The organism is Streptomyces xanthii (genome assembly GCF_014621695.1).
GTDB lineage: Bacteria > Actinomycetota > Actinomycetes > Streptomycetales > Streptomycetaceae > Streptomyces > Streptomyces xanthii.
This window is the reverse complement of record NZ_CP061281.1, coordinates 4,783,366-4,799,370: the sequence shown is the minus strand read 5'-3', so window position 1 is coordinate 4,799,370 and position 16,005 is coordinate 4,783,366. Positions and strand designations below refer to the sequence as shown.

The 16,005-nt window shown below is 73.1% G+C and carries 13 protein-coding genes; 2 read left to right on the top strand and 11 right to left on the bottom strand.

The annotated features are described in order from the left end of the window. Positions 1-34: 34 nt before the first annotated feature. The 5 genes from IAG42_RS21690 to IAG42_RS21670 form a co-directional block, all read right to left on the bottom strand. The gene (locus tag IAG42_RS21690; RefSeq protein WP_223206109.1) at positions 35-2,389 is read right to left on the bottom strand and encodes a xanthine dehydrogenase family protein molybdopterin-binding subunit; all 2,355 of its coding nucleotides are present in this window, start codon (positions 2,387-2,389) and stop codon (positions 35-37) included. After that, positions 2,386-3,891, bottom strand: coding sequence for a 2Fe-2S iron-sulfur cluster-binding protein (locus IAG42_RS21685; protein WP_188338621.1), 1,506 nt, complete (start codon positions 3,889-3,891; stop codon positions 2,386-2,388). The genes IAG42_RS21690 and IAG42_RS21685 overlap by 4 nt, the downstream gene beginning before the upstream one ends. Continuing rightward, positions 3,888-4,784: an FAD binding domain-containing protein gene (locus tag IAG42_RS21680; RefSeq protein ID WP_188338620.1), complete on the bottom strand. Its 897-nt coding sequence runs from the start codon at positions 4,782-4,784 to the stop codon at positions 3,888-3,890. Before IAG42_RS21680 ends, IAG42_RS21685 begins: the two co-directional genes overlap by 4 nt. A 677-nt stretch (positions 4,785-5,461) precedes the next feature. After that, on the bottom strand, positions 5,462-5,752 hold the full coding sequence (locus IAG42_RS21675) for a DUF3039 domain-containing protein (protein ID WP_188338619.1): 291 nt from the start codon (positions 5,750-5,752) through the stop codon (positions 5,462-5,464). Positions 5,753-5,816: 64 nt separating this feature from the next. After that, positions 5,817-6,386, bottom strand: coding sequence for a YqgE/AlgH family protein (locus IAG42_RS21670; protein WP_188341531.1), 570 nt, complete (start codon positions 6,384-6,386; stop codon positions 5,817-5,819). 252 nt (positions 6,387-6,638) lie between these two features. Here IAG42_RS21670 and murA point away from each other — a divergent pair, with 252 nt between their 5' ends. Both murA and IAG42_RS21660 read left to right on the top strand, forming a co-directional pair. Further along, positions 6,639-7,979: a UDP-N-acetylglucosamine 1-carboxyvinyltransferase gene (gene murA / locus IAG42_RS21665; RefSeq protein WP_188338618.1), complete on the top strand. Its 1,341-nt coding sequence runs from the start codon at positions 6,639-6,641 to the stop codon at positions 7,977-7,979. Between the two features lie 73 nt (positions 7,980-8,052). Next, complete coding sequence (locus tag IAG42_RS21660; RefSeq protein WP_188338617.1) at positions 8,053-8,691, top strand: HAD family hydrolase; 639 nt, start codon at positions 8,053-8,055, stop codon at positions 8,689-8,691. 272 nt (positions 8,692-8,963) lie between these two features. Here the strand turns inward: IAG42_RS21660 and IAG42_RS21655 are convergent, their stop codons facing one another. From IAG42_RS21655 to IAG42_RS21630, 6 genes are all read right to left on the bottom strand, one after another. Further along, positions 8,964-9,245, bottom strand: coding sequence for an HU family DNA-binding protein (locus tag IAG42_RS21655; RefSeq protein WP_016645140.1), 282 nt, complete (start codon positions 9,243-9,245; stop codon positions 8,964-8,966). Between the two features lie 410 nt (positions 9,246-9,655). Beyond that, the gene (locus IAG42_RS21650; RefSeq protein WP_188338616.1) at positions 9,656-11,089 is read right to left on the bottom strand and encodes an NAD-dependent malic enzyme; all 1,434 of its coding nucleotides are present in this window, start codon (positions 11,087-11,089) and stop codon (positions 9,656-9,658) included. A 345-nt stretch (positions 11,090-11,434) separates the two neighbouring features. Then, positions 11,435-13,807 carry a HelD family protein gene (locus IAG42_RS21645; protein WP_188338615.1) on the bottom strand — a complete coding sequence of 791 codons (2,373 nt, stop codon included), beginning with the start codon at positions 13,805-13,807 and terminating at the stop codon, positions 11,435-11,437. Between the two features lie 122 nt (positions 13,808-13,929). After that, entirely contained in the window at positions 13,930-14,727 is a 798-nt protein-coding gene (locus tag IAG42_RS21640) for a zf-HC2 domain-containing protein (RefSeq protein WP_188338614.1), read from the bottom strand. After that, positions 14,724-15,305 carry a sigma-70 family RNA polymerase sigma factor gene (locus tag IAG42_RS21635; protein ID WP_188341530.1) on the bottom strand — a complete coding sequence of 194 codons (582 nt, stop codon included), beginning with the start codon at positions 15,303-15,305 and terminating at the stop codon, positions 14,724-14,726. Before IAG42_RS21635 ends, IAG42_RS21640 begins: the two co-directional genes overlap by 4 nt. A gap of 68 nt (positions 15,306-15,373) precedes the next feature. Then, on the bottom strand, positions 15,374-15,985 hold the full coding sequence (locus IAG42_RS21630; RefSeq protein ID WP_188338613.1) for a CGNR zinc finger domain-containing protein: 612 nt from the start codon (positions 15,983-15,985) through the stop codon (positions 15,374-15,376). Positions 15,986-16,005: the final 20 nt, after the last annotated feature.

Genomic DNA, 16,005 nt, shown 5'->3' with positions numbered 1-16,005 from the left:
CGCGATGTCATCGGTCACGGGGCCCAGCCTAGGTTCACGTCGACGTGCTGGCGGGTTCCGTGACGACGGCCGCCTGGGGGCGGATCGGGAGGCGGTTGACGGGGCGGCCCGTCGCCGCGCGGACCGCGGAGGCGACCGCCGCCGGGGACGCCACGACGGGGGCCGCGCTGACGGACTTGGCGCCGAAGGGGGCCACCACGTCGCGTTCCTCGACGAGTTTGACGATGCGGATGTCGGGGGCGTCGAGGGAGGTCGGCAGGGCGTAGCCGGTGAGGTCGGGGCGGCGGACGATGCCCTTGGGAGTACGGAGGTTCTCCGTGAGGGCCGCGCCGACGCCCTGCGTGACGCCCGCCTCGATCCGGGCCGCGAGCTGCCCGGGGTTGAGGACGCGGCCCACGTCCTGGGCCACGGCCAGCTCGACCACGCGGACGGAGCCGAGCTCGATGTCGACGTCCACGACCGCGCGGATCGCGCAGAAGGCGAGGCCGACGAAGGCGTCGCCCTGGCCGTCCGCGTCGAGGGGCTCGGTGGGGTGCGGGCGGCACTGGGCGGTGGCCCAGAGCTCCTTGCCGTCCATGGCCTCCTCGACCGTGGTCGACAGGACGCCGTCGTAGGAGGTGATCTTGCCGTCGGCGATCTGGAGCAGCTCGGTCGACATGCCGAACTTGTGGGCCAGCGGCTGGAGAAGCTGGGTGCGGACCATCTTGGCCGCCCGCTCGACCGCGCCGCCCGAGACCCAGGTGTGCCGGCCCCGGCAGCCGGGGCCGGCCGGGGGCTGGTCGGTGTCGACGGGCGCCACGTGGACCTCGTCGATGCCGAGGGTCTCCTGGACGATCTGGCGGGCCAGCGTCGTGAAGCCCTGGCCGGTCTCGACGGCCGCGCAGATGACGGTGGCGACACCGCCCTGGACCTTCACCGTGGCGGTGGAGACCTCGTCGGCGCCTTCCGCGCCGAGCATGTGCACCATGCCGATGCCGTAGCCGACACCGCGCCGCACGGCCCCCGGCTCGCCCGCGCCCTCGGGGCCGCCGGGCAGCAGCCAGTCCTCCTCCGGCGTGTCCATGGGCAGCTCGGGGAGCGGGAAGTCCCGTACGGAGGTGAGGAGTTCGGCGACCGGCGCCGGGCAGGTGACGGCCTGGCCGGTGGGCAGGACGTCGCCCGTGGCCATGACGTTGCGCAGGCGCAGCTCGGCCGGGTCCAGGTTCAGCTTCTTGGCGAGCTTGTCCATCTGGGCCTCGTAGGCGGCGCAGACCTGGAGCGCGCCCTCACCGCGTACGTGACCGGACGGCGGGTTGTTCGTGCGGACCGCCCAGCCCTCGATCGAGGCGTTCGGCACGACGTAGGGGCCGCAGGCGAAGGAGACGGCCGCCGCGAGGGCGTCGGACGAGGTGTCGGCGTAGGCACCCGCGTCGAGCAGGATCTGCGCCTCGACCTTCACGAGCCGGCCCTCGGCGTCGGCGTGGTGGCGGTAGCGCAGCAGCGTCGGGTGGCGGTGCGGGTGGCCGAGGAAGGACTCCTCGCGGGTGGCGGTGAGCTTGACCGGGTGTCCGGTGCGCAGCGCGAGCAGGCCGAGCGGGAGGTGGAAGCTCGGGTCCTCGCGGTCGGCGGTCGCGCCGGCGACGCCCGTGACGACGACCTTCACCCGCTCGGGCTCCAGGCCGTAGCGGGCGGCGGCGAGGTCGCGGTCGCCGTGCGGGTCGGTCGAGGCGATGTAGAGCTCGACGCCGCCGTCGGGGCGCGGGACGGCGAGGCCGGCCTCGGCGCCGATGGGGGCGGGGTCCTGGCGGCCGATGCGGTAGAGGCCCTCGACGACGGTCTCGCCGGTCGCCTCCTGGTCGCCGTGGCGCAGCGGGATGTGCCGGATCAGATTGCCGTCGGGGTGCAACGGCTCGGCGGCGAAGGCCTGTTCGGGATCGGTGACGGGTTCGAGGACCTCGTACTCGACGATGATCGCGGCGGCGGCGATCCGGGCCGTGTCCGGGTGGTCGGCGGCGACGGCGGCGAGCGCCTCGCCGTGGTGGCGCACGAGGTCGGAGGCGAACACCGGGCGGTCGGCGGCCCGGTGGCCGGGCACGGGCCCGCCGGGGACGTCCTCGTGCGTGACGACGGCGCGCACGCCGGGCATCTCGCGCGCGTGGGTGGTGTCGATGGACACCACGCGCGCGTGGGCGTGCGGGGAGCGCAGCACGGCGGCCCAGAGCAGGCCCTCGGCCCACAGGTCGGAGGCGTACGGGAACGTGCCCTCGGCCTTGGGGGCGGCCTCCACGGTCGGCAGCGTGACGCCGAGGCCGTGCGGGAGCTCCTCGGTCTCGGGCGGGCCGGGGGGCGTGCCCGGGACCGGAGTGGTCCCGGTGAGCAGGGTGGTGGCCTCGGTCGCTTCGTTCGTCATGCCTGCCCTCCGTTCCGGAAGTCACCGAATGCGCCGTCGGCCGTGCCGCTGTCGCCGAACGGTCCGCTCTCGCCGAGGGGCGGGGCCACGCCCTCGCCGTGCACGGGGCCGCCCTGGTGCGGGATGCGCGGTTCGCCGGCCTCGGACGCGCCCGGCCCGTCGGCCTCGGCCGTCTCGGCGGCCTCGGCGGACGCCTTGCGCTCGGCGGTCACCTGCCGCACCGCGTCGAGCACACCCCGGTAACCGGAGCAGCGGCACAGGTTGCCGCACAGCGCCTGGCGGGCCTCCAGGTCGCTCGGGTCGGGGTTGCCCTCGAGCAGGTCGTGGACGGTCATCGCCATACCGGGCACGCAGAAGCCGCACTGGACGGCGCCGCAGGCGGTCAGCGCCCGCTGCACGTCGGAGGGCTGCCCGTCCGCGGCCAGGCCCTCGACGGTACGGACCTCGCTGCCGGCGGTGGTGGCGGCCGGGACGAGGCAGGAGGCGACGAGACGGCCGTCCACCTGGACGTTGCACGCGCCGCACTCGCCCTGCGAGCAGCCGTCCTTGGCGCCGGCCAGGCCGAGCCGCTCGCGCAGCACGTAGAGCAGGGACTCGCCGATCCAGGCGTCGGTGACGGGGCGGTCGCTGCCGTTGACCCGCAGGACGTAGCTGACCAGGGGGTGGTCGTCGTGCAGGGGCGTGGCGACGGGGGCGGCGGGGGCGTCCGGTTCGGCGGCGGCGTCTCCGGGCGTGCCGTCGGCGGTCGGCTCGGCGGCCGCCTCCGCGGCAGGATCGACGGGCTCGACGGGCGCGACAGGCTCAACGAGCTCTACGGGCTCGGCGAGTTCGCCAGGCTCGACCGACGGGGCGGGCTCGACGGACTCAGCGGGCTCGGCGGGCTCGGCCGCAGGAACAGCCGCGGGTTCCGCTTGCGGTTCCGCTTCCGCCTCCGGGACCTCTTCCCGCACAGGCGCGGGCTCGGGGTCGGGGTCGGGCACGGGGTCGGGCTGAGCCCATGCCTCGTGGGCCCACGGCGCGGTCGCGCCACCCGGCAGCGTGGCGGGCGGCGGGTTCCGGTCGCCCCACTGCTCGGCGATCGACGAGGTCGTGAACTCGCCGGAGTCGTCCGCGAGTTCGCCCTCCGACACGACGGGGATCGACCACTGCCCGGTCTGGTACTCGGCGTGCTCGGGATGCGCGGGCTGCGGCTCGGGCTGCGGCGCCTGCGCGGGCTGCTCCGGCGCGGCACCGGTCAGCTCGGGCGGGAGCACCCACACCCCGGTCGCCGCCGGATCGACCGCGGCGGCGCCCGTGGCCGGGCTCACCGTTATCTGCGGCGGCACGTAGTTGTGCCCGGGCGCGGCCAGCGGCGCGGTCTCCGGGAAGCCCTCGGGCGGCAGTTGCACGAAGGCGGTCGCGTCGGAGTCGTACTCGCCCGGCGGCACCGGCTGCCATCCGTCGGCGCCGGGGACGTCGGAACCGGAGGGGCCGGATCCCGGACCGTGGTACTCGTTCGTCACGACAGCGCCCTCCCAAGTGCACGCCGGGCCAGCACGGCGACGGTGCGCCGCAGATGCAGTACGGCGGGCGGCAGTTGCTGCTGCGTGCCGTCCGCTTCGGGCTCCGGATCGGGGATGCAGGCCGCGGCGACGTACTCGCCGAACGCCTGCACGGCCTCGGGCACGAGCGCCCCGCGCTCCCCGTCCCAGTCGATGAGCGAGGCCACCCACTGCTCGGCCTCCAGGGGCCGCAGCGGCATGGGCGCGATCGCGCCGACCGCGCAGCGCACGCCGCGCCGGGCCGGGTCGAGGACCAGGGCCACGGAGGCGGTCGCGCGGGCGGGCCCGGTGCGGCCGGTGGCCTTGAGGAAGACCTGCGGGGCGTGCAGCAGCGGCACCCGTACGAAGCCGATGAGTTCGCCGGGCCGGAGCATCTCCATGCCGGCGAGGAGGTGCGAGACGGGCACCTCACGCCGGGCGCCGCCGGGTCCCGCGATGACGAGCGTGGCCTCCAGGGCGGCGAGCACGGGCAGCGAGTCGTTGGTCGGCGCGGCGGAGGCGATGTTGCCGCCGAGGGTGCCCGCGTTGCGGATCTGGGGCGGTCCCGCGGCGCGGGAGGCGGCGGCGAGGGCGGGGATGAGCGCGGCGAAGTCGGGGCGGCCCATGCGGGCGTGAGTGAGTCCGGCGCCGAGCAGCGCGTGCCCGTCCTGGTACTGCCAGCCGCGGATCTCGCTGATCCGGCCGAGTCCGACGAGGGCGGCGGGACGGAGTTGACCCGCGTTGACCTGCGCCATGAGATCGGTGCCGCCGGCTACGGGCACGGCGGCGGGCAGGGCGGCGAGCGCCGCGACCGCCTCGTCGAGCGAACCCGGAAGTACCGCGGCCTGTGTCGCCTGCGGTGCGTGCGTGGTCAAACCGGCTGCCCCTTCCCGATGTCCGGCCGTGCGCATCAGCGACGGCCTTGGCCCCGCGTGGTCCGCGCGCGACCGTCGTACCCGCCGTAACGCCTGTTCCGCCGTACGGTACGTGCTGACAGGCCGGACGTGGCAACTCTGGCACATCTTCCCCGGCACCCGGAGAGGGGGTCCGGTAGGAGGCATTCGCCCCTTCCACCTGGGAGATGACCGTTTTGACGGCACATCACCGCCTCGCACGCTCTGTGCCCCTCCGGTGACGTACGAGGGGTTTCGGACGGCGCTCCGGAAGACGGCCCACGGACGTGAGGGGCCCGGGCCCGGTCCGCATGCGGGTCGCATATGTGCGTCGCACGAGAAGCGCGTAAGGGCCGGTCGTGCCGTCCCGGCGCGCATATCCGGACGGGACGGGCCCGCCGCGCGCACCGGCGCGATCCGGGGCGCCCGCAGGTGACGGGAGCACTGAGCACCACGGCCCCCGGCGCCGGAACCGCCGGAACACGCCGCACCTCCGCGTGACTCACACGATCGGGGGCGCCCCTTCGATCGGACGTCCGAGCACACCGAAAGCACGAAGGACTCCCGCACGCACGCGAGAGGCTCCCGGCGCGCGGCATCACTGCCGCACACGGGGAGCCTCCGGGGACGAGACGGAACGGGGGACGAGGGAGGGAGCGTTACTTCTTCCCGCCGTCCTTGCCCTTGTCCTTGTCGCCGCCGGCGCCCATGGACTCGTAGATCTCCTTGCACATGGGACACACGGGGTACTTCTTCGGGTCACGGCCCGGCACCCAGACCTTGCCGCAGAGCGCGACGACCGGCGTGCCGTCGAGCGCGCTGGCCATGATCTTGTCCTTCTGGACGTAGTGGGCGTAGCGCTCGTGATCGCCGTCCCCGTGCGACGTCTGCGGCGTCGGCTCTACGAGGGTCCCCGTACCTGTCCCGCGCTCGGGCTCGAGAGTGCTCATAAAGGCCAAGGGTACTGAAGCGCCCGCGAACGGCGAAGAGCCGCCGGTGCCGCCCCCGGCACGGTCAGTTGAGCGACGGGTCGTCCGGGTAGGTGGCGACCATCGCGAGCTCGCTGCGCTGGCGGCGCAGCACCGCCCGCCACAGCCCCTCGGGGCGGGTCACCGACACGTCGCCGGGCTCCGACTCGACGACGTACCAGGCCCCGTCGGTCAGCTCGCCCTCCAGCTGGCCCGGGCCCCAGCCCGAGTAGCCGGCGAAGATCCGCAGCGAACCGAGGGCCGCGGCGAGCAGTTCCGGCGGGGTCTCCAGATCGACGAGGCCGATCGCGCCGTGCACCCGGCGCCAGCCGAGCGGGGCGCGCTCCAGCGAGTCGCCGGGGATGACGGCCACGCCGAGCGCGGAGTCCAGCGAGACCGGACCGCCCTGGAAGACGACACCCGGATCACCGGCCAGGTCGCCCCAGCCCTCCAGGATGTCGCCGACGTCCACCGGCGTGGGCCGGTTGAGGACGACGCCGAGCGAGCCCTCCTCGTCGTGGTCGAGGAGCAGCACGACCGCCCGGTCGAAATTCGGGTCCGCGAGGGCGGGTGTGGCCACGAGCAGCCGCCCTGTGAGCGAGGACACCTCGGTCATGGCAGACATGATCCCGCATCTTGCCTCCGGAGGGGGAGCCAAGCGCGACAACCGTATGAACGCAGCTCAGGGCGGGCGGAAACGGAATGCGCGCGACAGGCCCGGCGGTCACCCCATGTGTCCGATTCGGAACGGTTCGTGTTGTAGCGAAGTCATGACGGTTCTGTATGTCATCGGGCTTACGGAACAAGGGGAGGCGGCCCTTACTCTTATGGCTTGGTCCCTGCCCATCCTCATCGGAACGCGAGATTCATGACCGTCACCGACGATGTACTGCTTGTCCACGGCGGAACCCCGCTGGAGGGCGAGATCCGTGTCCGCGGCGCGAAGAACCTCGTGCCCAAGGCCATGGTGGCCGCGCTGCTCGGCAGCGCCCCGAGCCGGCTGCGCAACGTCCCGGACATCCGTGACGTCCGTGTGGTGCGCGGACTGCTGCAGCTGCACGGCGTGACGGTCCGTCCGGGCGAGGAGCCGGGCGAGCTGGTGATGGACCCCTCGCACGTCGAGTCGGCGAACGTCGCGGACATCGACGCGCACGCCGGGTCCTCCCGCATCCCGATCCTGCTGTGCGGCCCGCTGCTGCACCGCCTCGGCCACGCGTTCATCCCGGGTCTGGGCGGCTGCGACATCGGCGGCCGTCCCATCGACTTCCACTTCGAGGTGCTGCGCCAGTTCGGCGCGACGATCGAGAAGCGCGAGGGCGGCCAGTACCTGGAGGCCCCGCAGCGGCTGCGCGGCACGAAGATCCAGCTCCCCTACCCCTCCGTGGGCGCCACCGAGCAGGTCCTGCTCACGGCCGTCCTCGCCGAGGGCGTCACGGAGCTCTCGAACGCGGCCGTCGAGCCGGAGATCGAGGACCTGATCTGCGTCCTGCAGAAAATGGGCGCGATCATCGCGATGGACACCGACCGCACCATCCGCATCACGGGTGTCGACAAGCTGGGCGGCTACACGCACCGCGCGCTGCCGGACCGCCTGGAGGCGGCGTCCTGGGCCTCGGCCGCGCTCGCCACGCAGGGCAACATCTATGTGCGCGGCGCCCAGCAGCGCTCGATGATGACCTTCCTCAACACGTACCGGAAGGTCGGCGGCGCCTTCGAGATCGACGACGAGGGCATCCGCTTCTGGCACCCGGGCGGCCAGCTCAAGTCGATCGCGCTGGAGACGGACGTCCACCCCGGCTTCCAGACCGACTGGCAGCAGCCGCTGGTCGTGGCGCTCACGCAGGCCACCGGCCTGTCGATCGTCCACGAGACGGTCTACGAGTCCCGCCTCGGCTTCACCTCCGCGCTGAACCAGATGGGCGCGCACATCCAGCTGTACCGCGAGTGCCTGGGCGGCTCCGACTGCCGCTTCGGCCAGCGCAACTTCCTGCACTCCGCGGTCGTCTCGGGCCCGACCAAGCTGGAGGGCGCCGACCTGGTCATCCCCGACCTGCGCGGCGGCTTCTCGTACCTGATCGCGGCGCTGGCCGCGCAGGGCACCTCGCGGGTGCACGGCATCGACCTGATCAACCGCGGCTACGAGAACTTCATGGAGAAGCTCGTGGAACTCGGTGCGAAGGTTGAGCTTCCGGGCAAGGCCCTGGGCTAGCGGCACGTACGTTGAAGGGGGCCGTCCGGTTGATCCGGGCGGCCCCCTTCGACGTACCCGCGAGAGGACCCCGATGATCGAGCTGCCCCGGCCCGCCGCCCTGCTCACCGACATGGACGGCACGCTCGTCGACACGGAGCGCGAGTGGCTCGCGGTCGTGGAGCAGCTCCTGGACGGGCGGACCGTCCCGGCGGGGCTCGACTCGTACGCCGGGGCCACGATCCAGGACGCGGCGCGCCGGCTCGTCGCGGAGGGGCTCGCGCCGTGGCCGTACGAGGAGACGGCGGCGTGGCTGGATCGGGAGTTCGGCGCGGCCGTGGCGGCCGGTGTACGGGTGCAGCCGGGTGCTGTGCGGCTCCTCGACGCGGCGCGGGCGCTCGGGGTCCCTGTGGCCCTCGTGACGGCCTCTGAGCGGCATGTGGCCGAGCTGGTGGTCGCGGTGCTCGGCGCCGAGCGCTTCTCGGTGCTCGTGACCAACGGCGACACGGAGCGCGGCAAGCCGCATCCTGAGCCCTATCTCGCCGCCGCGCGTGCCCTCCGGGCGGACCCGGCCGACTGTCTCGCCGTCGAGGACACTCCTACGGGGGTCGCGGCGGCGCTGGCCGCGGGGTGCCGGGTGCTCGCGGTCCCGTCCGTGCCGGGCATCCCGTCGGACCCGCGCCTCACGGTGACCGCCACCCTGGAGACCGTCACGCTGACGCGTCCCCTCTAGGCCGGTGGGGCTTCTCGCGCAGTTCCCCGCGCCCCTGAGATGCACACCCTTCGGGCGGCATCTCCCCGATCAAGGTGCCGGGCGCCTGCGATCGGGGGAGGGCGCGGCGAAGCCGCATGCCTTCCAGGGGCGCGGGGAACTGCGCGACCAGCCACGACGGCGGGAAAGCCGCCCACGACGAAGTGCCCCGCAGACGAGAAGGCGGGGCAGGAACGCCGCGAGGGCGGTACCCGGAGAGTTCCGGGTACCGCCCTCGCTGCTTGCCGGAGGCCTTACTTGCCCTTGGCGGCTTCCTTGAGCTTCGAGCCCGCGGAGACCTTGACGCTGTAACCGGCCGGGATGTTGATCGGCTCGCCGGTCTGCGGGTTACGAGCGGTGCGAGCGGCACGGTGGGTGCGCTCGAAGGTCAGGAAGCCGGGGATGGTGACCTTCTCGTCGCCCTTGGCAACGATCTCGCCGACGGTCTCGGCGAACGCGGCCAGCACGGCGTCGGCGTCCTTGCGGGTCACCTCGGCGCGGTCGGCCAGCGCGGCCACCAGCTCACTGCGGTTCATTTTTGTACTCCCGTGTTCTTCTTGCCGTTGAGGCGTGCCACGCGGTCGGGCCGCGTGTGGGGCAACAGCGAAGCCGATGCTGCCAGGGTCTCGGTCAGGCCCAGGACCCGGGGTCCGTTTAAGTCCGGACCCTCGCGCCTGTGGGGGCGCCCCCTGGACGAAGTCCTTGGGGAAGCATCCTGCCCCCACCAGCGGCGGTAAAGCCAATCCGGCACCCGTGGGGGTCACACGGACAGTGTCCGGGGCCTGCTCCCCGGACACCCTAGAGGCCCCAAGGGGCGCGTCTTCCGCGACGCGCCGGAATTCAGGCCCCCGTGGCCCCCGTCACAGCGCTGCCCGCCGCATCAAGGCCGTGTCGGCGGCCCCTGCCGGGAAGCGCGGGGCTGGGCACGCACATCTGCGATGACAGGTCAGCGCCCGCTGTCGCCGACCGGGGCCGCCGACACGGCCTTGGCGGCTGTGCGGACCGCCCCGGCGACCGCGCCCGCGACCTTGTCGTTGAAGACGCTGGGGATGATGTAGTTCGGGTTGAGCTCGTCCTCGCTGACCACGTCGGCCAGGGCCGCGGCGGCGGCGAGCATCATCTCCGTGTTGACCGTGCGCGACTGGGCGTCGAGCAGGCCGCGGAAGACGCCCGGGAAGACCAGCACGTTGTTGATCTGGTTCGGGAAGTCGGAGCGGCCCGTGGCCACGACCGCCGCCGTCTGACGGGCGACCGCCGGGTCGACCTCCGGGTCCGGGTTCGCGAGTGCGAACACGATGGCGCCCTCGGCCATGGCGGCGACGTCGTCCCCGTTGAGCACGTTGGGGGCGGAGACGCCGATGAAGACGTCGGCGCCGACCACGGCCTCCTTGAGGGTGCCCGTGAGGCCCTCGGGGTTGGTGTTGTCGGCGATCCAGCGCAGCGGCGAGTCGCTCGCGGCGTCCACCAGGTCGGCGCGGTCGGCGTGCACGACGCCGTGGATGTCGGCCACGACCGCGTTTTTCACACCGGCGGCCAGCAGGAGCTTGAGGATGGCGGTGCCGGCCGCGCCGGCGCCGGACATCACGACGCGGATGTCGCCGATGGCCTTGCCCGCGACCCGCAGGGCGTTCGTGAGCGCGGCGAGGACGACGATGGCGGTGCCGTGCTGGTCGTCGTGGAAGACGGGGATGTCGAGGGCCTCGCGCAGGCGGGCCTCGATCTCGAAGCAGCGCGGCGCGGAGATGTCCTCGAGGTTGATGCCCGCGAAGCCGGGGGCGATCGCCTTGACGATCTCGACGATGGCGTCGGTGTCCTGGGTGTCCAGGCAGATCGGCCAGGCATCGATGTCGGCGAAGCGCTTGAAGAGGGCCGCCTTGCCCTCCATGACGGGCATGGCGGCCATCGGGCCGATGTTGCCGAGGCCGAGGACGGCGGAGCCGTCCGTCACGACCGCAACCGTGTTCCGCTTGATGGTCAGGCGGCGGGCGTCCTCGGGGTTCTCCGCGATCGCCATGCAGACGCGGGCGACACCGGGCGTGTAGACCATGGACAGGTCGTCACGGTTGCGGATGGGGTGTTTGGACTGCATCTCGATCTTGCCGCCGAGGTGCATGAGGAACGTACGGTCGGACACCTTGCCGAGCGTGACGCCCTCGATGCCGCGCAGTTCCTCGACGATCTCGTCCGCGTGGGCGGTCGAGGTCGCCGCGATCGTGACGTCGATCCGGAGCTTCTCGTGGCCGGAGGCGGTGACGTCGAGGCCGGTCACCGAGCCTCCGGAGGACTCCACGGCCGTGGTGAGCTGCGAGACGGCGGTTCCGCTCGCGGGCACCTCCAGTCGGACCGTCATCGAGTAGGAGACGCTGGGCGCCGTAGCCATGGCCGACTTCCTCTGCTTTCACCGTGTAGCTGTTGCCGTCCGATGGTCGCACCTACCGGCGAGTACGTGGTAGCCGCATCGGATTCTGAACCTTGTGTTCATCCTTCTTTCGGAAAACAGTTTCCACCATACGAGAAGTTGGCCAGGACCGGAAGAGGCCGGGGAAAAACAGGAAGAGGCCCACATCACTCTTGTGATGTGGGCCTCTTCGGACGCCTACGACACCGACCCGCCATGCTCGCCTCGCGGCAAGTGGTCCCTCTGAGGGACGAAGGTTGGGCCCGGGGGCTTGGATCGAGCCGGTGCCGTCATCAACGGTAACACCGGTTCTCGATGACACAAGGGTCAGTCCCGCAGCAGGTCGGGCACCCCGTTCGCGTCCGGTTCGTCACGCTCTCCGGACACCACGGTGAGCTGCTGCGTGGCCCGGGTCAGCGCCACGTAGAGCACCCGCAGACCGGCCGGCGACTCGTCGGCGATCTCCGCCGGGGACACCACGACCGTCGCGTCGTACTCCAGGCCCTTGGCCTCCAGCGAGCCGAGCGCGACGACCCGCTCGCCGAGCCCCGACAGCCAGCGCGCCGCCTCCGCCCGCCGGTTCATCGCCACGACCACGCCGACCGTGCCGTCGACCCGCTCGAGGAGCCGCGCCGCCTCCTCGCGGACGGTCTCCCCCAGCCGGTCCCGTACCACCGCGAAGCGCGGCTCCACCCCCGTCGAGCGGACCGCCGACGGGGACTTGGAGCCCGGCATCGCGAGGGCCAGCACCTTGGCCGCCAGCTCCGCGATCTCGGACGGGTTGCGGTAGTTGACCGTGAGCGTGAAGCGGCGGCGCGGGCGGGTGCCGAGCGCCTCGTCGCGGGCCTCCGCGGCCTCGTCCGGGTCGGACCAGGACGACTGGGCCGGGTCGCCGACGACGGTCCAGGTGGCGTGCCGGCCGCGCCGGCCCACCATCCGCCACTGCATCGGCGTGAGGTCCTGGGCCTCGTCGACGATGACGTGGGCGTACTCGGTGCGCTCCTGAGCGAGGCGCTCGGCGCGCTCGCGCTGCGACTCCTCGCGCTGCGGCATCAGCTCCTCGAGGCCGGTGAGCTGGTCGAGCGGGTCGTACTCACGCTTCTTCTTCGGGCGCGCCGGGGTGCCCAGGATCGCGGTCAGCTCGTCGAGGAGCGCCACGTCGTGGACCGACAGCGCGTCGCGGCGCAGCGAGCGCGCCAGTCTGCGGACCTCTCCCGGGTTCAGGATCCGCCGGGCCCAGCGGGCAAGGCGCCTCTCGTCGGACATGGCCGTGAGGACCCCGCGCGGGGTCAGCTCGGGCCACCACGCGTCGAGGAAGGCGATGAACGCGTCCTCGCTCGTGATGTCCTCGTCGAAGGAGGAGCGCAGCTCGGCGGCGAGCTCCGGGTCGCTGTGCCGGCCGGCCGCGCCGGACTGGTCCCACAGCGCGTCCAGGAGCAGCCGCCGGGCGCGCGGGCGCAGGTGGTTGACCGGGGCGGTGCCGCTGAGGGCGGTGTGGCGGATGCGGTTCAGCTGCCCCGCCTCCAGTTCGAGGCGGCGGCCGAACGCGACGACCCGGAGCCGCTCCGGGGTGCCCGGGACCACCGGGGTCTCGTCGTCCCCGAAGGCCAGTTGCCCCTCACCGGAACCGCCCGGACGGCCGCCCTGAGCCCCGGACCCGCCGGACTCCAGCGCGCCCCGGGCCGCCTTGCGGAGCACCTTGAGCATGCGTGAGGAGCCCTTGACGCGGGCGACGGCCGGGCTGTCGTACTCCGTGGCCTCCGCGCCGTCGACGAGGGAGCCGACCGCGCGGATCGCGACCTGCCCCTCCTCGCCGAGCGAGGGCAGCACGCCCTCCGTGTAGGCGACGAGCAGCGGGGTCGGCGAGACGATCAGGATGCCGCCCGCGTAGCGCCGTCGGTCCTGATAGAGCAGGTACGCGGCGCGGTGCAGGGCGACGGCCGTCTTGCCGGTGCCGGGCCCGCCCTCCACGTACGTCACGGACGCGGCGGGGGCACGGATGACCAGGTCCTGCTCGGCCTGGATGGAGGCGACGATGTCGCGCATCGTGTGGCTGCGGGCCTGGCCGAGCGCGGCCATGAGCGCGCCGTCGCCGATCGCGGGCAGCGGCCGGCCGTCCAGGAAGGCGGTCAGCTCGGGGCGCATCAGGTCGTCCTCGACGCCGAGGACCTTGCGGCCCTTGGAGCGGATGACGCGGCGGCGCACGACACGGCCCGGGTCGACCGGCGTGGACCGGTAGAACGGGGCGGCGGCCGGGGCGCGCCAGTCGATGACGAGCGGCGAGTAGTCGGCGTCGAGCACGCCGATGCGGCCGATGTGCAGGGTCTCGGCGATGTCCGCCGTGTTGTCCTCGCGGACGGCGCCCTCGGCGGGCTCGACGGCGGTGTAGGCGCCGTCGGGGCCCTTCTTGCCGTCCTTGCCGAGCAGCAGGTCGATGCGGCCGAAGAGGAAGTCCTCGAACTCGTTGTTGAGCCGGTTGAGGTGGATGCCCGCGCGGAAGACCTGGGCGTCGCGCTCGGCGAGGGCGCCGGGCGTGCCGACCTGCCCGCGCTTGGCGGCGTCGTCCATCAGGAACTCCGCCTCGTGGATCTTCTCCTCGAGGCGTCGGTACACCGCGTCGAGGTGTTCCTGTTCGACGCCGATCTCGCGGTCACGGACCGAGTCGGCACTCGTGCCGTGCGACGCGCGGGACGCGTCCACCGCTGAATCGTGTGGAGCCTGAGCGGCCACCGGGCCCCCCTTCTGACGTGCTGGGCAGCCGTCAAAGGTACGCGAAAGGGGACCCGTGCGGCTACGTGCGCGCCGCCTCGGACGTCACCGGCTCAGGCGTCCACCTCCACGAGCCGTTTCCCGTCGAGCGTCTCTACCTCGAAGTGGTCGATCTGGTCGCGGTCGAACGCGGCGCCGCCGTGCACGTACAACGGGTACCTGGCGCTGTCGTGGGCGCTGCCGGGGATGCCGTAGCCCCACTTCGGCACGGCCCAGGTGGTGACGGTCTCGCGCTCGCCGTTCTTGCCGACGGCGATGAGCGAGCACTTCAGCGGGCCCTTGACGTTCTTGAGCTCCAGGACGGTGTGGGTGCCCCAGGCCTTCTTCTCCATGCCGATGGTGGCGGTGACGTCCGTGCCCGCGTCGGTGGCCTCGATCTTCTCGTCCATGTGGTGGAAGAAGGCGTCCTCGGCGGGGCTCGTCGGGTGCGGTTCCGCGACGGCGGGCGGGCGTCCGGAGTCGTCGCCGGTGACCGCCATGACGGTGAGCGGGCCGCCGATGACCAGGGCCGCGGCGGCCGCGACCAGGTACAGGCCCCGGCGGCGCCGACCCGCGCGACGGCGGGCCACCTCCTCCACCAGGGACTCCGCGAGCCGGGGCCCGGGGCGCGCGGCGAGGGCCTCGCCGATGTCCGGGGTGCCGCCTCCGGCGGGCAGGTCGGCGAGCGCGGCGAGCATCGGCTCCATGCCCGCGAACTCCTCCAGTTGCTGCGCGCACCGCTCGCAGGTCGCCAGGTGCGCCTCGAACGCGGTCGCCTCCGCGTCGTCGAGCACGCCGAGTGCGTAGGCGCCGACCGTCTCGTGCACATCGCCGGCCGGGTCGTGGCCGTAGGGTCCGTACGCCGATGTCATGCCGTCACCCCCCGTTCCTGCAGCGCCAGCTTCATCGAGCGCAGCGCGTAGAAGACGCGGGAGCGCACCGTGCCGCTGGGTATGCCGAGCGTCTCGGCCGCCTCGTTGACCGTACGCCCCTTGAAGTACGTCTCGACGAGCACTTCGCGGTGGGCGGGGGTGAGGTCCTCCAGGGCGTCGGACAGCGTCATCAGCCACAGTGCCTTGTCGATCTCGTCCTCCGCGGGGATGACCTCCAGCGGCGACGCGTCGACCTCCTGCGGCCGGGCCTGCCGGCTGCGGTGGTTGTCGATGACGATGCGCCGGGCGACCGTCACCAGCCAGGGGCGGACCGAACCGGTCGCACGATTGAGCTGACCGGCGTTCTTCCAGGCGCGGATGAGCGTCTCCTGCACGACGTCCTCGGCGCGCTGCCGGTCCCCCGCGACCAGCCGGAGCACGTACGCGAGCAGCGGGCGCGCGTGCTCGGCGTACAGCGCGCGCATCAGCTCCTCGTCGAGCGAGGGCGGCTGGGACGCACGATGTCGGGCCCGCGCAGGGCGTTCATCGGCCACGGCGGAATCCTTGCGCACGCCCACCTCCGGTGTCACCGCTTCGACGTCACCAGAGAGATACGCGGCCGGGGCCCCAGATGTTCAACGGGCGCTCAGGCCCGGGACAGGGCCGCCGCTCTGCGCCGGTGCCGGGCCACCCGCTCGCGGTTGCCGCACACCTCGCTGGAGCACCAGCGGCGGCGCCGGCCGCGGGAGGTGTCGAGGTAGATCAGCGGGCAGTTGTCGCCCGCGCACTGGCGCAGGGCGCCGCGGGCGGCCGGATCGGTGAGCAGGTCGACGGCGTCCCGGGCGACGGCGGCGAGGAGCGCGGCGCAGCCGGGTTCGGTCTGGAGCGAGCGGACCAGGCTGCCGTCGCCGGAGCGCACCGCGCAGGGGGCGGGCGGGGCGGCGCGGGCCAGCAGGTTGATCCGTTCCAGGGAGCCGGGCGTGGGCCGGCCCGCGAGCTCTCCGCGCACCAGGCGGCCGACGTGGCCGCGCAGTTCGCGGAACGCGGGCAGCCAGGCCGGGACGCAGGAGGGCAGTGCGGCGCCTTCGGGGACCAGGCCCGCACCGGCCAGCCAGGCGCGCAGCCGGTCGGGCGAGGTCAGGCGTTCGTCGGGATGCGCGGTGGCGACGAGATCCAGGCAGAGACGTCCGGCGTCGAACCGCAGCTCGTGGTGAGGGACGGGAATGGACGGGCGGGACCCTGGGGGTACAGCGGCCATGCCCTCTACAGTGCCCGCCC